Here is a 20,872-nt window from a genome sequence, read left to right on the forward strand (position 1 = left end):
CATTAAACTTTCCTTTACAGCGATAACTGTTTCCGTAGAAACAGTATCTCCTTCTGCATCTCCGTTAGAATTGACTGACATCATTTAATTCTATATACTTCAACTGCATCAGTTTATGAAATGTCTAAGTGCAATAATCTCTATCTTTCCCGGAAACATCTGCTAATTGCTGTGTTTTATTAGACTACTAAGATTACTGTATTTTTAATTAACTAAGGTTATAAACTTGAGTAATTGCATTGGTATAGCTTACCGTAGGTATGCAATAGTTTGCCGCAGGAATGCAGATGGATTGGATTAGCTTACTCAAATCTCAACAAGCTGACTTCCTTCAACGTGTGAAAAAACCTAAAACTTATGACTTATCTTTGCTAGAAAGTCAAGTCAAAGGTTGTCACACTGAAATTATGGCTTTTTGGGGCGAGCCATTGGCCAGACTCCAAGAACTTTCTCGCCAACAAGCAGAAGTTCTTGCCAAAAATCCACCGCCAACGCCACCTGAATATCCTGAACCTCCTGACTGGACGATACCTTTTCCCAAATACTTCCAACAACAAGCGCAAGATTATCTTTTGCGAGAGCATATTGTTGACCGGGTGATAGCTGAATGCTTAGGAAAGTTGGTAAAAAAGGTATCACAAGATACTGTGGAAAACATGGTTTTGGATGATGAGGGAAATTTGTCTGGCGAAAGCAAATTTTCTTATGTACTAAAAGATAATCCTCAGCTAAGTGTTCAAGTTTATGTTGCTGATAGAGAAAGTTTTAATGGTATTAAGAAAGACAAAATTAGGTGGTCAGTTACTCAAGAAGATTTAAGAAAGCACCAAGTATTAATTTTTCTATGTTTGTTTTATCCATCTACAGGTAAGCTAGGATACGACGAGAAGCAGTGCATAATTACAGGCTTTTTACCTGCAAACCAAATTGAACTTACTGAACCAAAACTCTACATTAATCCAAGTAACTTGTTGTATGCAGGGGGGTTGAATTGGTATTTAGAATCACTTCTTGGTAAAAAAGACACGTCGCCATTAATTCATGAGAAAGCGATCGCAGATACAATACAGACTCTACCATCAGAGCATTGCCTCAAAGATATAGTCGGTGACTGGGAATGCTGGCAGACTTTGCAAGGACACACCAGAGGTATTAATTGCCTAGCTTTCAGTTCCGGGTGTGATAATGGCAAAGCTTTACCCATATTGGCAAGTGGTAGTCGAGGAGAGACGAAACTCTGGGATTTAAGCAAGGGTGAATTAATAGATACATTATCAGAATATCCTTGGGTGATATCTGGGCTGGTGGATGAAGTGAATTCCCTAGCTTTTAGTTCAGATGGACAAACTTTAGTGAGTTGTGGTGCAGATTCCACAATTAAGCTTTGGCATGTAGGCGCTTTAGATTTAATAGATATTTTGCACAAACATAATGGGGTAGTGCGATGTGCTGCCTTCACCCCAGATGGGAGAATGTTAGCGACAGGCGGAGATGATAGAAAAATTCTGTTTTGGGATTTGATGCAACGTCAGGTTGCGATCGCACTCTCTTTAGATGATACAGCTGCTCATTCCCTGGTTTTGAGTCGAGATGGCGAAACTTTAGTTACAGGTAGCTATCGCAAAATAAAAGTCTGGCGCACCTTACCCCAGACGGGGATAAAAAGTTTAAAAGACGCACAACCACTGCATACCCTCATGGGCCATTCTCACATCGTGCGTTCCTTAGCGATTAGTGCAGATGGTAAAATGCTGGTGAGTGGTAGCTGGGATCAAACGATTAAAGTTTGGCAATTGGAGACTGGGGAATTACTTCATACTCTGAAAGGACATAGAGATAGAGTATATGCGATCGCATTAAGTCCCGATGGTCAAATTATCGCTAGCGGTAGTGCTGATAAAACCATTAAGTTGTGGCATTTACAAACTGGTGAATTGCTGGGTACGTTTACAGGTCATGGGAATATAGTCACAGCATTAGCTTTCACAGCTTCCGGCGAGATGTTGGTTAGCGGGAGTTTGGATAAGACAATTAAAATTTGGCAACGGAGTTAGTAGAGACGCGATTAATCGCCGTCTCTACAAAGTCTCTTGCGTTAACTATATTAGGCGATCGCTAATGCACATAATTTAAGATATTCCCCTCTATGCTATTTGCTTATGACTATTGCTATTCAACCCCAACTAACTTTTAAATGGACAATTGAACGCTATCACCGAGCAATAGAAGCAGGCATCTTTGATGACAGCACCTGTCAGAAACGAAGGATGCGAGGCGTAGCTTGCTTTAAGAGTAAGCGATCGCACGCCCATAATAAAACTATCCCCTCTATGGTACTTGCTTATGGCGATCGCAGCCTTTATTTTTGGTTACGTTTGATTAGCTTTTTTCTCTTGAGTGCTAACTAGTGAATGTTTCGCGATCGCAATCTTGTTGAGTTACTATCCTAGCCTCAGGAAACAGGTATCTGGCTGATCTTCAACGTGTAGGCTGGTGATTTTTTCCCTATACACATATCTGGTAACGTGACAAATAAATTCTGTCCGTACTGTTGCCACTCAAGTTTACCTTTTGCCCCTAGCATTGTAATCTTTGCATTTTTCGGCAGAATTAGCCCTGGGATTGTCAGCGTCTTACTCATAGGAGTATCAAGCAAGACAGCATACAAATTAGCTTTATTTGTGGTATAGCGCACTCGTATGCCTTGAGTGGATATATCTTCTGAGCGTATCCAATAGCGCGAACCAAAGATGGCTTCACCATTTACATCTAGCCACTTGCCCAAGCCGAGCAACCGTTCACTTTGCAGTTTCGAGATTGAACCATCGGCATTTGGGCCAATGTTGAGCAGTAAGTTGCCGTTTTTACTAACAATGTCAACGAATGAGTCAACCAGTTCATCTACTGAAATCATGTTCAAGTCGGTATCATTTTGGTTGTAACCGAACGAGTAACCTAAACCCCTTGTGCTTTCCCATTTCTTTGGTTCGATTTGTTTGAGTTGATTGTATTCAGGTGTGGAGAAGTCGAAGTGTAAACCGAATTGCCCATTTAAATCAAAGCGGTCATTAACGACACCGTTAGATACGTGATTATAAAAGTAAGCCATAATGTCGTTCGCCTGACCAACAGGGTAGCCAAGGTCATTCCATAAGATGGACGGCTGATAGCGGTCAATGAGTTCGCGCCAGTGACCATTAGCATATTCAGCGTAAGTTTTTTCTTGGATAATGGCTGCGATCAAAGTGTTAAAGTCTGTCACCGTTGTATCTTGTTTAGACCAATCAATACCGCCGGAGTAGTACAGACCCATACGCATACCTTGTTTACGAACGGCTTGTGTCAGTTCGCCCACAAGATCCCGCGCCGCCACTCGTCCTGACTGGTTTGTGGTTTTGCTAGGCCATAACAGGAAGCCATCATGATGTTTGGTCGTCAGCACAACGTACCGCGCACCTACTTGAGAAAACAGTTTTGCCCATTCGGATGGATTCCACTTTGTGATGGCTGCGTTGAAGGTGGGGATGAAATCGTCATAGGTGAAATTTTCACCGTAAGTTGCACGGTGATAGTTATAGGTATCGCTGCCCTTAAGTTTCATGGAGTTGTAATACCATTCAGCATAAGGATTGTGCTGAAACCAATATTCCCAACCGCGTTCTGCAACTACCTTATTCAGTTCACCAGTCAGTGGTGCCCAACCAGGTACGGAGTAAACGCCCCAGTGAATGAAAATGCCGAGTTTAGCATCTTTGAACCACTCTGGAACTTCATGTTTTGATAGGGACTCAGTTGTTGGTTCATATATCTGTCGTGCAAAGGCAGTAGAGGCTGTCAGATACAAAAAGCTACTTAGAACGATCGCAATAATTAATCCACGTATTGATTGCCGAAACATCAGAATGCTCCTGACTGGGGCATATATAATCTTACAACTGTATCTTGTCAGTAGCGATTAAGCGTTTAAAAGTATCATCACCAGAAAGAATGCATTACAAAGCATACTTAGTACACCTCACTGCAAAAATCGGAAATGGGCAATACACAACTGAACTGACATTAACCACAGGTACTATTGTCGCCTTAGCCTTTGGTGATGTATCAGTCCAAGTTCATCGCCTCGTAGGTTTCGCAAAAATATAATTTCTAACACCTATCAGAAACGAAGGATGCAAGGCGTAGCTTGCTTTAAGAGTAGGCGATCGCACGCCCATAATAAAACTATCCCCTTCATACTATTTGCTTATGGCGATCGCAACTCAACCCCAACTAACTTTATTTTGGCTGGTTGAGTTTGACGTAAATAAAGCAAAGCCATTTCCCAAAGAAAGTTGGGAAAGATTGTATCTGTAGGTTTATTGTAGAAACTGGGCGGTACAGCCCAAACTCGTATGTACCACAAAAATTTGTATGCCGTACTTTTATGGAAAATCAACTAGGTTTAGTTCTGAAACTGCTTTTACTCTCAGCTTTGTTATCAGTATTGATTAAGTATGCGGGGCCAAGTCTATTAATTCCGGCCACAGCAACTAATGCGCTGATTATAATATTTTCGCCGATTGTGATTATAGCGATCGCGCTACTGTGGCGATTCCAAACACAGAAACAAAATTCACTCAAACCATAGACGCACAAGTTACTAAAATCAGTTAATCTAGCTGAATTACCAAAAAATTGCATCTCACCAACCGTTGGGAGTCAGCCTGTGAACCTCGGTCAATGGATCGGCTTAATCGCCATCGTTCTTTCTTTATACATCCTGTGGCAAATTCGGGAAGTGCTTTTGCTCATGTTTGCCGCAGTTGTGTTAGCCACCACCTTAAATCGGCTAGCGAAACGCTTCCAACGCTTTGGGATGAAACGTGGCTTCGCCGTCCTCCTCGCAGTAGCTATCTTTTTTGCAATTATTGCGGGTTTTTTCTGGCTAATTGTGCCGCCATTTGCACAGCAGTTTCAAGAACTAACCAATCAGGTTCCTAAAGGGTTTGAGCGCTTTAATAGTTGGCTTGATGCCCTGAGAACTCATATTCCTAACCAGTTGGTTCCCTACATCCCAGATATAAACAGCCTCATCCAACAAGCAGAGCCCTTCGCCAATCGGTTATTGGGAAACTCCTTTGCCTTTGTCTCTGGCTCTTTGGAAGTTGTCCTCAAGATTTTGCTAGTGTTGGTTTTAACAGGAATGATTTTAGCCGATCCCGTGGCTTACCGCAAAGTATTTGTGCGGCTTTTCCCCTCATTTTATCGGCGGCGGGTAGATGGGATTTTAGATAAATGTGAAGTCTCTTTAGAGGGATGGATTACAGGCGCTTTGATTGCCATCTTTGTAGTGGGGCTGATGAGTCTGATTGGCTTATCAATTTTACATGTCAAGGCAGCACTTGCTTTAGCGGTTTTAGCGGGATTTTTTAACTTAATTCCCAATCTGGGCCCCACGATGAGTGTAATACCAGCAATGGCGATCGCCTTTTTGGATGAACCTTGGAAAGCGATCGCTGTCTTAATTCTCTACTTTTTTATTCAACAGGCTGAGAGTAATTTCATCACACCTATTGTTATGGCGCATCAAGTCTCATTACTGCCAGCCGTAACCTTAATTGCCCAACTATTTTTCGTCACTTTCTTTGGCTTTTTAGGATTATTTCTGGCGCTACCCCTGACTGTTGTTGCTAAGATTTGGTTGCAAGAAGTACTGATCAAAGATGTTTTGGATGAATGGGGAAATAACCATACAAAAGAGACTGAGTTTGTAATGGTTCCTGAAACTCTTGCAGCAGATGAAAATCGGACAGCAGAAAATCCCGATATTAATCGGGAGCGACGGATTGATGATGATATCTTGCAAAAAGAAGATTAATCAATTATAGATTTTAGATTAGCCCTATACCTAAAGGTAAGTCGCTAGGGGTAAATAAATTAAAGTTTGTAGTAAGGACTTTAGGGACTTCCAAATAAAAAAATGTTCCAAAACTGAGGCAAAAACTCTCTCTATTTCTTCTCTCTGCGTTCTCTGCGCGGCAGTCGCTCATGGGGGAAACCCCCAAGACCGCGCTGCCTTGTCTCTGTGGTTCGTTTCTTGGAATAATTTATTTCTTGGAAGTCCCTTAGTTCTGAAAATCCTAGTTGGTAGTGCTCGATTTACCGCTCACTACCAACTAGGATTTTATTTTATATTTAATTATGGCTACCTGCTTAGTTACTTTGGAAATGTGTTTTTTAGTCTAAGGTTTTTCCGAAACAATCGGTTCTGCTGCAACATCATCTAAGCGGATGCTGCTTAATAAATTCTGCCACTCTGCTTGTAGTGCTGCATCTTTAGGATTTTGATCGCGCAGTTGGGCCAGTATCGTTAGTGCCTCGTACCATATCCCATTTTGGGCATAGATAGCATAGCGCTTTAGAGGTTCTCTGGTTTGTAGCTCTTTGAGAGTAGCTGGTTTGAGTTCGATTCGTTGTATTACTCCTTCAACGAAAGTCGGGGGAGAATTTTCTTGGTTGTCACAGTTAACGGTTAAAAACCAGCGATATTGTTTGTTTAGTGCCAAGGCAGGAGCGCTGATAGGCAGAGAAACGCGGATGACTCCTGGTTTATTTGGTAGAGCGATCGCTTCTTTGTAAATGTCCTTCAAGTCCTGATCTTGCAGCACAAATTCAACTGCATAGGGCAAATCTTTAGTATAAGGCACATAGAAAAACAAACTTGGGTGTTCTTCCGTTGTCTGTCCCCAGACATTAATCACTGAGTTAGCTTCCTCTGTAAAAGGTACTAAAGCAGTCAGGTCAGGTTTACTAATAATAACTGGACATGTATCCCCCCCGTCGCGCTTTGCTCCACCACGAACGCGACCTGCGGGAGGAGGGCCAGATGGAAGTGAGGGTTGATTAAAGGCTGTGGCTTGAGCAAGGTTCGTTTTAACACCAGGGCGATTGCTAGGTGAAGAACTAAGAGTTGGTTTTGCCAGTACTGGAGTCAGGCTAACTAGTAAACTAGTGCAGCTAAAAGCTACTACTAAAAACAGTTTTATCTGTTGTGAATTTAACTTCATAAAAACCTTCCCTTAAGTATGCAAATCTAATAGAATTATCTACTAGTTATCCAAAAATTTCATACAGAAATATTTTTCCACTCCCTAGTGAACTCCAAAAATTAAATTATCCAAATTTGTCTATCCAATACAATTATCAGATTTTTTACCCTGCCTGCCTTAATAGATCAATTTTCTTAACTAAGTGTATTACCCTATTCCCCGGTAGCCACCCGAAGTTTTGTTGGTGAATTAAATATTGACATCAAGCCAACCGTGACAACCAACGACAAAGCCGAAGGTACAAAAGGCACCCAAGCACCCGAAATTAACAGACCAAAGCAAACTAAATATAGAACACTAGAGGTAATAATAACTGCCAATACTAACCAAGGGAAGGAAAGCTTTCGCCAAGCCAGGACTCCCCCTATTAAAGACCAGCTCCAAATCCATGCTACCTCAGTCCACAGTGACCAAACCCGCAGCAAGGGTCGCCCATCTTGCACTGCACTGAGGATTTGGCTGATCATCTGCGCTTGTACTAACACTCCTGGCATTTGCTCATCTAAAGGAACGCCATAGGGTGTAGGCCAGGTGTCTGGAGAATCCCCCTTTGCCACCACACCAATCAAAACAATTTTATCTTTGATCGCACTAGAGTTAATTGGACTTGATAAAAATTGGGTTAGCTTCACCTGTTCGGCTATTTGTTTTGGGGAACGGTAATTGAGTAAGATTTGACCGCCATTGGCATCAATATTTTGATAACCGCCAGTCCGAGATTTTAGGTTCGGAAAAATAGTTTTGCCTAGCTGCAAATTCCCTTCAGGGGTGAACTTTGGTTCAATCCCTAAAGGGCGTAGATACACGGAGGCGAGTTCTAGACTGAATGCAAAGGGAGCAGTACACAATGATGTCGCCTCTTGGTTCATGAACAGGAGATGCCGACGGATAACTCCATCACGATCGTGAATAAAGTCACTGAATCCCAAATTTGTCTTAGGGATTTCTGGCGGCGGCTGATTTCCTGGGATATTTACTGTGACATCACTCCCTTTACATACGCCAATCAAATTCTCAGTTTTTTGAAGACGAGTAATTAAATCTGGTTGTTTGGCTTTAAAATCACGGTAGATATCCAAGCCGATCGCACGGGGTTGGTATTGATTCAGTTTTGCCAGGAGTTTGTTAAGAGATTTTTCGGAAATGGAAGCTCCAATCAAATCCTCGTTATTTTTTCTTTGAATTGCTAGATCGTTATCGTCAATTGTGATTATTAAGAGTCGGGAATCCAGTCCTTCGGCAGGGCGCGATCGCATCATCAAGTCATAGGCTGCAATCTCTGGATTTTCCAGCAATCCCACCAATCTCGGCCCACAAACAAAGCCTGTAATCGCCAAACTAGATAACAAAGTTATCATAAGTCTGTGTCTGGTAGACAAAACTAAATTTGGTGCTTCAGTTTTTGTAGACCTTAATTCATCCCAAGTGAGCGGGATCTGCGCTGGATTTTGGCAAATCATTGGTAGCCAAGTCGCACAGGGAAATTTATCCTCAAGCCCTTGCAACCGTTCCCGCGCTTGGCGTACCGACTGATATAAAGGTTCGCCTCTAGCAAAACCTTCGAGAAAATACTTTAAGAACTCCTTAGCAACCTGATCTGGGACAGGTTCACGCATAACGATCATCTGAGGGATTTGCAAATCAGCTAGTTCTCGCGCCAATCCCAATCCATCACAGGAGTTGAATATAGCTAGTTGCAAGCCGTTTTCAATGGCTTTCTTTAGAGCATACTTTAACTCGTTAATGGTGAGGCTATCAGTTTTATTCAGGTAAATTCGTCCGCTTTCGCCATTTTTATTGCTGGAACTGTGCCCAGCAAAAAAGAGAATATCCCAGTTTTTTCCCCAAAGATGCTCAGTCAATTCCTTCCGTTGTGGTTCTACTAGAAAGCAGACCTCTGCATTACTACACTGTTGCAGTAAAGCTTGATCGGCCTGGGTGTCAATTCCTTGACTATTGCCCACAATCGCTAAAATATTGACTAATGGATTTTTTGTGTGTGGTTTGTGAATGCGATCGTAAGATGGTGAAGAAAGGGCGATTTCAGCCTTGGGGTAGCGTTCTAACAAATCCCACAGATGCCAGGGTAATAACTGTAATTGGCTATTTTCTGTTTGTAAAATTACCCGCACTTCTTCTGTGGACGACAATCTTTCTAACCATTTTTCCCTCAAAGGGCGAAACTCCTCTGCTCGCAGCCACGTATTAAAGCGGGCCCGCAAAATATGAGAAGCGTTTTCGCAGTCTTGAATCATCGAGACATTCGTCACCTGCATTTTGTCAGCATGAAGACGATAACGATTGCCTATCTGTCGATAACTAGACTGCCAATGACTGTAATAGAGCGGCATTTCGGGAAATGAAGGTAGTTTCCCCGTAATTTCTGTTGTAGCACGCCCCTGTTCTTCACCAATTTCGAGAGTGACAGCAAACCCTTGCTCAAAACTACCCTCTCCGAATTTTAGAACCACTAACTTACCCATGACCGTCGCTATCCCCACTGTACGAAACCATGCCCTGTTCTCATGTCTCATAACAAGCTCTACAAGCATTTACAGATTTTTTTCAAAATCCCTAAAAGCTGGCTTGAATTTTTAGTTAACCAATTACCACTTAATAAATTATCGACAAAAAGGGAAGATAGCTAAATGTTTTAAATTCTAAAATATTCGGTAATACTAGTATCATTTATGGCCACCTTAACGCTAAATTGCTCTCTAGGTTCACCGCGAAACTGCAACTGAATGTAGTTATCTAATTTTCTAGATTGAGCATTTAGAAATACTGTTCCCGAACTATCTAAAACAGTGAGATGAACTCCTGGTGGCAAGTAAATGTGATTACCAGTGGCGTGTAATTGGAGATGAATACTGGTTTGCTGATCCTTTTCTGGGCTGATTTCTACAATCAACATGACGGGTTGGTTCAGAATTTGGATACCCAAATCAATCAGTTTTGCCCGTTTAGTAATTGATTCTGGTCGGTTAAGGGCATTTAGTTCGATAGTATCAGTACTGCGAAAAGCATAAATTGGTCTGAGTTCTGGGACGTTCCACAGAGATTCAATAGTCTGCCAACCTGTCTCAAATATACCAGCAAACCATTGACTTAAATTCACCAGTGGACTAGCTGGGGATTGGCGCAGTTGGCCCAGGTGGTCTATAAACGCTTCCAATGGTTGCAATTGCGCTAAAGGCAACGTTTCATTTTCGACACTGGGGATAAAACCAAGCAACCTCGCTTCTTGGAGCGATTCATCAAATTGAACTACTAAATAACCCACCCGTTCTTCCCAGGTTTCTGGAGGAATGGAACATATCTGCTGATGTGAATGGACAGGGCGACACTCCAGACGACCAATGGAGGGCACTTCTAAATCAGCTACATCCCCACAGAGGCGCATAATAGCGTTCCAGCTGTCACTAGCTTGGAGATCAGTAGGAATATCCATCATTTCTAAGTAGTCATTCACCACCCACACAGCCAAGGTATTCAGCCGAACTTGCTCTGCTTTTTCAGAATTTGGCTGCTGGTTAGCAAATTGCTCGGCAGTTATCCGAGCTAATTGGGAAATCGGCAATGTTAAAGCGGAATCGTCTAGCTGGTAGGTGGAGTTAGTCATAAGGAACTTCTTAGTGATCAATGCTGCTGTATACATATCACCCGCATTAACTAAATTTATGCCACAAAATAGAGAATAATTATTGGAAAAAAATAATTAGGGATTGAGGGCTAGGCCTCAACAGTTATCGATTATCAGTTAATTTGTCCGTTGGGAGTCAGAGTCCCCGACGAATAGAAGTAGCGTGTTTCAATTTGGGGTCAAATCTGCGACTGCTTCCAATGATTAAGCTAATCGTTATTCATTTTTCCAGGTTGATTTGCTTATAGTAAGCAGTTCCAACCATGCTTTTATGCAACTTAAATGCTCATAAGCTTAACTGTTCACTAATTTAATCCGGTTCGGGCAAGATGCTCACCTCACAAGATTAGATAATTTATTTTTTGGAATTCCCTTAACCAAGAAATTGCTTAACTGAACAGTATTAATACCTACTTACATTTCTTTCATGCCGGAGCGAAAAGTTTTGTAACGATTGTGGCTAGTTTGTGTAAAAATCACAATCCATACATGAGAGATATATAGAGAATGGCAAGTTGGTGCGTTTGAACTCGAGGTCTTTTATGACTAACGACTGGAGAAAAGAACTAGATGTGCAACTTAAAGAATTAACGCTCAAAGCCCAACAACACCCATACGCAACCAAAGAACAGCGCGTAGCTTTAACACGGCTGATGAATGCGATTTGGCAGTCGGGTAGACTGATTCATCCTTATAAGGGTCAATTTCAACTAGTTTATGAAGATATTTATGATGAGGCAGTACAAAATTTATTTTTTTATCTTTGCCAAGATAACAATATTAAAAAGTACGATCCAGAACGCGGCGAAGTTATAACTTGGGTAAATATGCTATTGAGTAAACGCTTTTTTCCAGAAGCTATCCCCAAAGTTATCGGCAAAGGAAATGAAATAAATCTCGAAGAATCTCAGATGGATAATATCCCATCATCTCAATCTCAACCTATGTCTTTATCTGAACAAATAATAGAATGTATAGAATCCGATCCAGAGTTTATTTTTTGCAAAGAACATATAAAAGGTCATCCAGAGGCAAATTTCCAAGCTATAGCTAAAAGAAGATACTCTGGAATTTCCTGGAAAGAGATTTCGGCAGAATGGGGCATTGGAATTACATCTCTACATAGTTTCTACCAACGATGCCTGAAAAAATTTACTGATAAACTCCAAGAATATATATGTATTTAATATTTAATAAACTTTAATCATCTGGTCAAAAAATATGGAGAAAATCGCAGATCCTTTACAATTTACAGGGCCTATACCGTTAGATGGAAGACATCGAGCAGAAGAGTTATGTAGGCAACAAGCCACGCAAAAAAAAGCTGAACTTGTTCATCTCAATACTTTGTCTGTGTCTTTTGTAAACTCTTATCTCCAATACATGGGATTTGAGACAGACTTAGACAAGAGCGATAGTTGGAACCCTTTACAGCAAACACTTATGGATGTAGCTGATTTGTCGCTGAAAAACTTGGGATCGTTAGAATGTCGCCCAGTGTTGGAAGATGCACAATTTATTTACGTACCGCCTGAAGTACAGTCAAATCGAATTGGCTATGTGGCTGTGCAGATAAAGAAATCATTTCGAGAAGCGACGCTACTAGGATTTGTCAAGCAGGTACAAAGTGATTTGCTACCAATCAATCAGTTGCAACCTTTGGACAATCTACTGGAGTATTTAGAAGAGCTTACTCAAGTGAGGCAAGCTGAGTTAGCTTCTCAATTGCCCACTGACAGGAAGACTTTAGTTAAACTCAAACAATGGTTAGAAAATATTTTTGAGTCTGGTTGGCAAGAAATTGAAACTCTCTTTGATTATCAAAGAGCTAATCCAGATTGGAATCTAAGAAGTGCTAATGGTTCTTTTGTTAGCAGAGGTAAGCTGATTGATTTAGGAAAGACAGGAATAATTCAATCTGTAATTCTAGTCGTTGGTTTCATTCAAGAAAAGGAGAAGGAAATAGATATTATCGTAGAAGTGCATCCTACATGGGGAGAAATTTATCTACCACCAAATCTCCAACTGATGGTGCTTGACTTTGAAGGAGTAGAGGGAGAATCTATTATGGAAGCGCAAACTAGAAGCACTAACAAAAATATTCAATTGCAGTTTAGTGGTGATGTAGGAGAACGTTTTAGTATTAAATTGGTCTTGGGGAATATTAGCGTGATAGAAAGTTTTCTCATCTGAAGCGAAAAACAATAGGGGTGCTGCAAATGGGAAAGTTAGTTGTTTTGAAGCTAGATGGCGATTTGGAGTTAGGGGTGCGGGTGACGCTGGAGATTGGAGAAGATGGTAAGCGTCCCAGTATAGAAACCTCTGGTTACTTACCTCCCAATATAAAAATAGTTAAAGCAATTGATGAGTGGCGCTCAACTTATTGTAGTCTAGGAAGCGGCCGCATCAAAGCCAAAAAAATTATTTACGATGGTTCTATTACCCAACGGCGTGATGAGTGTCAAAACAAAGTTTGTGAGTTGCGATCGCACTTAAATCACTGGCTAGAGTCAGAGTCTTTTTGGCGGATTCGAGAAAAATTGCTTAAATACTTAATGCCCAATGAGGAAGTGCGAGTGCTGATTCGCACTGCCTCTATGCAGCTAGAGAAACTTCCTTGGCATCTATGGGATTTGCTCGATCGGGACTACACCAAGGCCGAGGTAGCTTTGAGCGTTCCAGAGTTAGAACAAGTAACTGCATTGCAGACATCTACCTACAGACACAAAATCAACATATTGGCGGTTTTGGGCGATAAATCTGGTATTGATGTAGACAAAGACTGCGAATTACTAAAAAAATTACCCAATGCTACCACAACCTTTTTGACACAGCCCCAACGCGATCGGATTAACGATCATCTGTGGAACCAACCTTGGAATATTTTATTTTTCGCTGGTCATAGTAAAAGCGAAGGTGAGACTGGTCGCATTTATATTAATGACCAAGATAGTTTAACAATTGCAGATTTGAAATATGCCCTGAGAAATGCCGTCACCAATGGCTTACAGTTAGCGATTTTCAACTCCTGTGATGGATTGGGATTAGCGCGAGAACTACAAGATTTACATATTCCCCAAATTATTGTCATGCGGGAACCTGTGCCCGATCTTGTGGCGCAAGCATTTTTAAAGCATTTTCTGGAAGCTTTTTCTTCAGGCGCATCTTTATATATTGCAGTTCGCACTGCCAGAGAAAAACTGCAAGGATTAGAAGACAAATTTCCTGGGGCAACTTGGTTACCGATAATTTGTGAAAATCCTGCTGCCATACCGATGACTTGGCCAAAGCCCCGAATTAAATCTAATATTGGCCTACTCCTAAGGGGATTGCTAATGAGTGTGATGCTCACCATCAGCGTGCTGGGAGTCCGGCAAATGGGAGGATTGCAAACATGGGAGTTACAAGCTTACGATCAATTAATGCGATCGCGTCCCCAAGAAAAGCAAGATCCGCGTCTGTTGATAGTTGCTGTCACCGAAGAAGATTTTCAGTTACCAGAACAAAAGGAAAGAAGAGGTTCGCTTTCGGATCTAGCACTAACCCGACTTTTGGAAAAACTTGCACAGTTCCAACCCAAAGCCATTGGTTTGGATATTTATCACGATCAGTCATCACAACGCAACCAAGCTTCTTTAGCAACTAGGTTGAAAATAGATGACAGACTTTTTGCAATTTGCAAAGTTCAAGAACTCACAAAAGAACGTCCCGGAATTTCACCTCCTTTAGGGGTTCCGCTAGAACGCCAAGGATTTAGTGATATTATCCCAGACCTAGACCACGTTCTGCGTCGTCATTTATTGGCAATGCAATCAGCAGACGTAACTTCCCCTTGTACTGCACCCTATGCCCTTAATGCTCAACTGGCATTTCACTACTTGCAGGCAGAAGGTATCTCTGCCAAATACACTGATTCTGGGGATTTGCAGTTAGGTAAGGTTGTTTTTAAGCGGTTGCAGTCTCACATAGGTGGCTATCAACAGGCGGATACAGGGGGCTACCAAATATTGCTCAATTATCGGTCTGTTCAAAATTCCCCTGGAGAAATTGCTCCTAAAGTCACACTCACAGATGTTCTTAGGGGTAAAGTCAACGCTGAACAAGTCAAAGACCGAATTGTTCTCATTGGTACTACTGCCCAAAGCTTTCGTGATTATAGTCCTACCCCCTACATGACTGGGCAGGCTTCTGAAGAAATACCAGGGGTGATTCTGCAAGCACAAATGGTGAGTCAGCTGGTGAGTGCGGTTATGGATGGGCGACCTTTGATATCAGTTTTGCCCATTTGGGGCGAAGTTTTGTGGGTTTGGAGTTGGTCGGTGGTTGGAGGTGCGTTTAGCGTAGCCGGATCAGTGGCGATCGCAGCAAGCGATCGGTCAAGACTATATTTAGTATTGGCAGGAGGAGGTGTACTTGGAGTCTTATACGTTTTTTGCTTAATTCTGTTTTACCAAGGGATTTGGGTTCCCCTAGTTCCATCAGCTTTGGTTTTAGTGGCTACTGGTGGCACAGTGGCAATTTACCTATCACAACAAAGCAGAATTTGAGGCATAAATAAAAATGAAATTTTCTATGCAAAAGATTCAAATTTTCCTCGCCGTTAGTTTAACATTCCTTAGCTCTATAGATGTCCAAGCCCAGCCTGCAAATCACAACAGACAATTAAACCAATCATTGATTTTCGCAGCACCGCCTCCACCAAAAGGCATCGGGGAACCAGGTAAGCGAACAGAAGCAGGTAGTCGTGGCTGTGGTCAGGATATAAATAAGCTTCTGACTTCTTCTCAAAAGCGGCTCACAGCTTTAGTACCTGTTTATTCAAAATCAGAATTGGTGTTTGGCACAACGATCACAGAGCATCCTAGTTTCTTATTCTATGTTCCTTATGCATCTGACTTTGCATCTGGAGAGTTTGTGCTAGAAGATGAAGCACAAAATCAGACTATTTATAAAACTTCTTTAACGGGGACACCAGGAATAGTAAACCTTCGCTTGCCATCAAAAGCAACACCAAGCCAGCAAGTAAATCTTTATGCGGCTAATGGTATTTGGTATGAAGCGCTGAGTGCTGCTAGTGAATTGCGTCGCACAAAATCGCAAGATACTTCTTGGACGGCGCTGTTGAAAGCCGTTGGTTTGAATGATTTTGCAACTGAACCAAAAGTAGAGTGCTGCAATCTTAAGAATTAGAGCGTTGCATAAATGTGGGATTATTTTATAGAGTTTCCTTTGCACGGCAATACTGCGTAGTTTTGCCTAAAAAATAACTCTAATGTAGGTTGGGTTGAACGGCAGTGAAACCAAACACCGTACCAGACACCGCCGAATCTAGCGCAGCGTTCCTCAGTTGCGTCGATGCTCCAACCCCCGTTTTTTTGTTAACGATCACTTGACTTTTAAGACAGTCGCTACAATTTTCCTTAACTGAACCGTATTGGGGTACAGATAGCGATCGCTCTTTGAGGAAAACTTTTTGGTTTACTGATCAACTGCAAGATAACGAATTTACTCAGGTAATTGAGGTTGAGTAATTTCCAGGTAGTGGAGATAGTAATCCATCCGAGTCAGATCAGGACAAATCCTTCACGGCGATCATCGGGTGATGGATTAATATTTGCTCGCTAAATAAAAACTGGGATGCTCCCAGAAAATCGGCTTTTTACCCCCTTTTTGCATATTTGGGATGCTCCCATTAAAAGTACATATTCATAGGCTTTTCAGCAATTTTATCGGTCAGAAATTATTGGGTATATGCCTGCTTTTTGAGCATAGGTAGGCGGAGATTCTTTATTAAATTCCCAATTTCCTACTGTACTGGGAGGTTAATCGGACAAACTCGAACACAAAATCCTTTCAAAAAATGCTAATTGTTAAATTGAATTGTAAGCGTGTATACAAAACTTTCTTAAGATTCCCAAGAATATATATAAGCATAGAAGCTGGGCTAACCTCAGGGCAAACGCATCTAAATTACTCTTGATCACAACGAAGGTTAAGAACCAAGGAAAAAATAGGGATTTCGCGTTTGATTATTTTTTAAGCCCCAAAACAATCGCCTAATTTTTTCGCAATAAGTAAGACCTAATGACATTGACTTTAACTCTATTAAGAATATAGGCTGCTTATTGACATGATGCGGCCGCCCTGGGGCTAACCTCCTTTTATAACTTTAGTGAGAGTAAAATCACATAAAAGTTGCTTGAACAATAGTTAATGCATCTTGTTGAAAGCTTAAATTTCTTTATTTTCCCCAATAGCTAGTTCCTTTTTGCTATGTTTCAACTGTTTCCAAAGCGCCCTAATTTGCTCGTAAGCTTCTTCTGAAGACAGCTTTCCACCTGTTTCTAGGCAGGTAATGTAACTAATTTTTTGGGCAAATTCTTGAAGGTTGGCATTAAAAGCTAAGGTTTCTGGCTGGAAATTACCATAATATCGGCTACGAGGGTAAAGAAAGCTATTTTTGTCTTGCGAGTTAGGCTGTGTCATTAGTTTGTTATCTGCCATTTTTTTATTTAAGAGTTCTAGACTTGATTTATTCTACGTGTAATTACACAGTAGAAAAGCCAAATTCCAGAAGAAGTTAATATTGTAGTAAAAAATATATTTATATGGCTACTGTAAGAAGATAGAAATAACTATCAAGTTAAAAAAAAGAAATTTTAGTGTAAGTAGGTAAGAATAATCCAAACTATATTAACTAATATTGAAATTAGTTTGTAGAGAGGTCTTCAGTCCTCTCTAGGAGACGCTACGCTAACACTACAAACCTTTAATTATTTACGCCGTTCCAGGTTGCAGTTCCCGCACCTGTTCTCAAAGCGTTCGTTCTCCTGGAACAAAGGCACAATAAAGATAATCTTGCAACGCCACCAAATCTAAATCGCATGAACAATGGGGTGATAAAGCTATCAGTTGAGGCGCAATCCAACGAACCGAACCAGTGGTAGTGTAATAGAGGGTAAGAACACCGATGCGATCGCGAACTAACTGCAATACCTGTTCTTCTTGATGCCAAACCATTTTACACAGATGCGGAAATTATAACTAATCAGCCGGACATGATATAAGACATTCAAAGCGCCATCGGCTCTCTTAAGAAACCACAGAGACGCTGAAACCGCAGAGGGAGAGGAAAGAGGGATAATTTTGATATCAAACGTATTTGATATCATCACTCCTAATACGGTTCGGATAACATCCCCCTCTGCCTGCGGCGGCCCCCTTTTTAAGGGGGTAAAGCTCAGAAAGGGCAACCCTAAAAAAGGTGGGATCTTCGGGAGACAAACATGTTAACCGAACCGTATTGTCACAATCGCTATATATTATGTGAAACTCAAAACACGATAATCGCCCACATACTAACTCCTAAACCGATCGCTGCTAGGTGTTGCCAAAGGAGCGATCGCACTGGTTGCTTGGCAATCTTTTGGGTTAATAGTATAGTCATTAACACGGAAAAAATTATCGTTGCACCTTGCAAAAAGGCAATGACAGCCGGATGAGCAACCAATATTGGCAATTGTTCACTACCCAGTCCAAGGGTAGCAAAGGTTACGGGTAAAATTCGTCCACCTTCGCCTAAGCCTAAACGCAGATAATGAGCCAAGTTCCCCCCTAACACTAATGGTAGATAGCCATAAGCAAGTTCTACAAATGATCGAGGCTTTCGGTTAAAGTTGAATACTTGCAGCAAGCCATAAGCCCCAAAGGTAAGAATCGCTGGGATGATTAACACTAGCAGCGATAATCCCAAGTGCTGCCAAAACTGAGTTAAATCCAGTTGTAACCCCAACCAAGATTGCAACTCTGGCAAGCGATGCAGATATATTCCACCCAACAACAAAAACAATAATGCTACTTCATAGGTGCGAGGTACATGAGTTGTCCACAGTTCAATTCCAGGTGGACGCAAGTTGAACTCAACAGAACGATGGGGACAGGCTTTCAGGCAAGTCATGCACAATACACAATCTCTGTTATCTTCTAACTGCGCTGGGTGGGAATATAAAGGACATCCATTGGTTTCCATCCCTTCGCCCTTTTGTGGCCCACCTTTATAGCACTGATATGTGGTGCAACTGGCAGAACAAATACCTTGCTGGGCGCGAAGTTCCGTCATTGAGAGTTTGGCAAATAAACCATTCATCCCGCCGATAGGACAGAGATAACGACACCAAAATCTTCGCTCAAAAAGAGCACAGAAAATCATCGCTCCAGCCGTAATTAAAAGCAGCAAACAAGCGCTGAGGTAGGCGGTATTTTCTAAATGCCAGAGTTCTTCCCATAAGAAAATTAGGGTGAATAAACCAAACATGAACCATCCGCCCCATTTCTCAGCTTCTTGTCTGGGCCAACGTTTGAGTTTTCGAGGCCACAGCCACAGAGATAACTTTTGGGTAATTTCCCCGTAAATCATGAAGGGACAAACAGAACACCAGATACGCCCCAAAAAGGGAAAGAGAAATAAGAAGAAAGGCCACCACCAAGCCCAAAATAGATTTAATACGAAATTGCGATCGCGGGTTTGTGGCCCAATAAATAAGACTGCAACTATAATTGCAAAAGCCGTTGCAGTAAAACCATAGTTAATGCGATCGGGCCACCAGGGACTACGCAAAAATCGCCGCAAATGAGGATAGGCATTTAACAGATTCACCCGAAATCGTTTTTTCTTCGTTTCGGCTGGCCAGAAAATTTCTTCTGTTAATTCATTAGCACCCTCCGCTTGCACGATCGCTCTTTCTACCAGATTTTTTAATTCCTTGAGATTGCCAGGAAAATCATAAGACTGGAGGCGGCGTAAAGCTTCTGGGGTGATGTGCGGTTTCAGAACGCCTCTAGCTCGAATGTAGAGACTAGTATAATATTCAACCTGTGCCTGAACATCAGCTTTCCGTACCCGTAGCGGTGGCACTTTAATAATGTGACCAATACAACGTTCAATTGTCGGCTGAGTTTTTTCGGAAACAATCAGAATTCTGGCTTTACTGGGACGAGGTTCAGGTGCTGCCTCTCCTGCACGACTGACGGGGGTATATGTGCCAGTTTTGAGCAACTGCGTCACCGGAGGTAATAATTCTTCGGGCAATTCTTGGATATTGTTGAGAACTAAAGTACCTTCTCCCAACCATTCCAACAATCCTGGTTTACCGCCAGCGCGACCGAATAAATCTGCACCGCTAGTTTGCAGAATACCGCAATTTACTTTAATAATTGGTTCTCGTCGTTTTGGAGAACCAAAATGGATGAGAGCTGCTATATTGTCTTTTTCTAATCCTGGTTCTCCAAAAATATCCACTGATTTCCGGTCAGCCGCCGCTTCTCGAATTTGCTCGCGTAGCCTTACAGCATAGCGACTTGTACCGATAATTCCCCGTTGGGCTTTGGTGACTAAATATGGTCGCAAAGCTACGGAACGTTCTTGTTCATAGCCAAGTGCAGATGTTACCTGAGCTAATTCTTGAGCCAATTGGCGCGAAAAAGCCTGAGCAATTTCGGGGTATTGGTTAACTAAAGCGCGAAATTTATCACCAGGCACAACCCACAAATGACATTCAGTTACCGTAGTAATTGTGAATGGAGTTAATTCATCCAATAGCAGCTCTTTGAGTTCAATCACTGCACCGGGGAGGAATCCACAAGCTAAGGCTGGGTTGGTTTCATTGGTGCTATTGCTTTCAAGTTGACCTTCTTGGAGAATATAAAGGGCTTCTGGACGACTGCCTTCGCTAACTAAGTTAGTTTCGGCACTCACTACTTGTTCTTCAGTTACTTGAGCAATCGCATCTAACACCTCAGATGAGAGAATTCCTAAACTTGTCCGTTCTTTTAGCCATGTAACCATTTCTGGAGATGTCATATTAAGTTCTCCGTGTAGGCTGCTGTATAAGAAGATTATCCCTTGAAAAAGAGGCAATATTAGTTCTGGATCTGAGCAAGAAGAGGAAAAGCCACAAGATTTAATTCCCACATTATTCGTGATTATTACTCGCGAATAATGTTTCTTCCTTTATTTTTGCAAAATTGGGATGCTCCCTGCTCACATAGTGTTATAATTTATACAATATATTGTAGTAAATGTAGTAATAGTTTAATTTTTAGGTATGCTAGAGGTGTCTTTAAAAACTAATTATGGATACCG

Annotated in this window: 17 protein-coding genes; 9 read left to right on the top strand and 8 right to left on the bottom strand. The window is 41.6% G+C overall.

Annotated features, from left to right (window positions below; all coding sequences use genetic code 11):
- Window positions 1-287 precede the first annotated feature (287 nt).
- A complete protein-coding gene (locus V7K25_RS30535) occupies window positions 288-2,054 on the top strand; it encodes a WD40 repeat domain-containing protein (protein ID WP_335163503.1) in 1,767 nt (588 codons plus the stop codon).
- A gap of 105 nt (window positions 2,055-2,159) precedes the next feature.
- A complete protein-coding gene (locus V7K25_RS30540) occupies window positions 2,160-2,408 on the top strand; it encodes a hypothetical protein (RefSeq protein ID WP_335163505.1) in 249 nt (82 codons plus the stop codon).
- 44 nt (window positions 2,409-2,452) lie between these two features.
- Here V7K25_RS30540 and V7K25_RS30545 read toward each other — a convergent pair whose 3' ends face one another.
- On the bottom strand, window positions 2,453-3,898 hold the full coding sequence (locus tag V7K25_RS30545; RefSeq protein ID WP_335163507.1) for an alpha-L-fucosidase: 1,446 nt from the start codon (window positions 3,896-3,898) through the stop codon (window positions 2,453-2,455).
- A gap of 89 nt (window positions 3,899-3,987) precedes the next feature.
- Here V7K25_RS30545 and V7K25_RS30550 point away from each other — a divergent pair, with 89 nt between their 5' ends.
- Complete coding sequence (locus tag V7K25_RS30550; protein ID WP_335163509.1) at window positions 3,988-4,143, top strand: hypothetical protein; 156 nt, start codon at window positions 3,988-3,990, stop codon at window positions 4,141-4,143.
- 100 nt (window positions 4,144-4,243) lie between these two features.
- On the opposite strand, the gene V7K25_RS30555 is transcribed toward V7K25_RS30550, so the two are convergent.
- A complete protein-coding gene (locus tag V7K25_RS30555) occupies window positions 4,244-4,402 on the bottom strand; it encodes a hypothetical protein (RefSeq protein WP_335163511.1) in 159 nt (52 codons plus the stop codon).
- A gap of 21 nt (window positions 4,403-4,423) precedes the next feature.
- Between V7K25_RS30555 and V7K25_RS30560 the strand changes: the two genes are divergently transcribed.
- Entirely contained in the window at window positions 4,424-4,627 is a 204-nt protein-coding gene (locus tag V7K25_RS30560; RefSeq protein WP_335163513.1) for a hypothetical protein, read from the top strand.
- A 78-nt stretch (window positions 4,628-4,705) separates the two neighbouring features.
- Window positions 4,706-5,857 (top strand): AI-2E family transporter, encoded by a 1,152-nt coding sequence (locus V7K25_RS30565; RefSeq protein WP_335163515.1) that lies wholly within the window; start codon window positions 4,706-4,708, stop codon window positions 5,855-5,857.
- 364 nt (window positions 5,858-6,221) lie between these two features.
- Here the strand turns inward: V7K25_RS30565 and V7K25_RS30570 are convergent, their stop codons facing one another.
- From V7K25_RS30570 to V7K25_RS30580, 3 genes are all read right to left on the bottom strand, one after another.
- The gene (locus tag V7K25_RS30570) at window positions 6,222-7,046 is read right to left on the bottom strand and encodes a DUF928 domain-containing protein (RefSeq protein WP_335163517.1); all 825 of its coding nucleotides are present in this window, start codon (window positions 7,044-7,046) and stop codon (window positions 6,222-6,224) included.
- A 194-nt stretch (window positions 7,047-7,240) separates the two neighbouring features.
- Entirely contained in the window at window positions 7,241-9,571 is a 2,331-nt protein-coding gene (locus tag V7K25_RS30575) for a CHASE2 domain-containing protein (protein ID WP_335163572.1), read from the bottom strand.
- Between the two features lie 170 nt (window positions 9,572-9,741).
- Window positions 9,742-10,710, bottom strand: a complete 969-nt coding sequence (locus V7K25_RS30580) for a DUF1822 family protein (protein ID WP_335163519.1) — start codon at window positions 10,708-10,710, stop codon at window positions 9,742-9,744.
- A gap of 563 nt (window positions 10,711-11,273) precedes the next feature.
- Here V7K25_RS30580 and V7K25_RS30585 point away from each other — a divergent pair.
- Genes V7K25_RS30585 through V7K25_RS30600 form a run of 4 tightly spaced genes read left to right on the top strand, consistent with a single transcriptional unit; the run spans window position 11,274 to window position 15,921 of the window.
- On the top strand, window positions 11,274-11,918 hold the full coding sequence (locus V7K25_RS30585) for a sigma-70 family RNA polymerase sigma factor (RefSeq protein ID WP_335163521.1): 645 nt from the start codon (window positions 11,274-11,276) through the stop codon (window positions 11,916-11,918).
- 34 nt (window positions 11,919-11,952) lie between these two features.
- A complete protein-coding gene (locus V7K25_RS30590; protein ID WP_335163523.1) occupies window positions 11,953-12,924 on the top strand; it encodes a DUF1822 family protein in 972 nt (323 codons plus the stop codon).
- A gap of 26 nt (window positions 12,925-12,950) precedes the next feature.
- Entirely contained in the window at window positions 12,951-15,278 is a 2,328-nt protein-coding gene (locus V7K25_RS30595; RefSeq protein ID WP_335163525.1) for a CHASE2 domain-containing protein, read from the top strand.
- Between the two features lie 13 nt (window positions 15,279-15,291).
- Window positions 15,292-15,921, top strand: coding sequence for a DUF928 domain-containing protein (locus V7K25_RS30600; protein ID WP_335163527.1), 630 nt, complete (start codon window positions 15,292-15,294; stop codon window positions 15,919-15,921).
- 1,041 nt (window positions 15,922-16,962) lie between these two features.
- Here the strand turns inward: V7K25_RS30600 and V7K25_RS30605 are convergent.
- The 3 genes from V7K25_RS30605 to V7K25_RS30615 all read right to left on the bottom strand — a co-directional run bounded on the left by V7K25_RS30605 (window position 16,963) and on the right by V7K25_RS30615 (window position 20,590).
- On the bottom strand, window positions 16,963-17,217 hold the full coding sequence (locus V7K25_RS30605) for a DUF7219 family protein (protein ID WP_335163574.1): 255 nt from the start codon (window positions 17,215-17,217) through the stop codon (window positions 16,963-16,965).
- A gap of 327 nt (window positions 17,218-17,544) precedes the next feature.
- Window positions 17,545-17,751: a hypothetical protein gene (locus tag V7K25_RS30610; RefSeq protein ID WP_335163529.1), complete on the bottom strand. Its 207-nt coding sequence runs from the start codon at window positions 17,749-17,751 to the stop codon at window positions 17,545-17,547.
- Between the two features lie 313 nt (window positions 17,752-18,064).
- Complete coding sequence (locus V7K25_RS30615; RefSeq protein WP_335163531.1) at window positions 18,065-20,590, bottom strand: sigma 54-interacting transcriptional regulator; 2,526 nt, start codon at window positions 20,588-20,590, stop codon at window positions 18,065-18,067.
- Window positions 20,591-20,872 lie beyond the last annotated feature (282 nt).

The organism is Nostoc sp. (assembly GCF_036919495.1).
In the GTDB taxonomy this organism is placed as follows: Bacteria; Cyanobacteriota; Cyanobacteriia; order Cyanobacteriales; family Nostocaceae; genus Nostoc.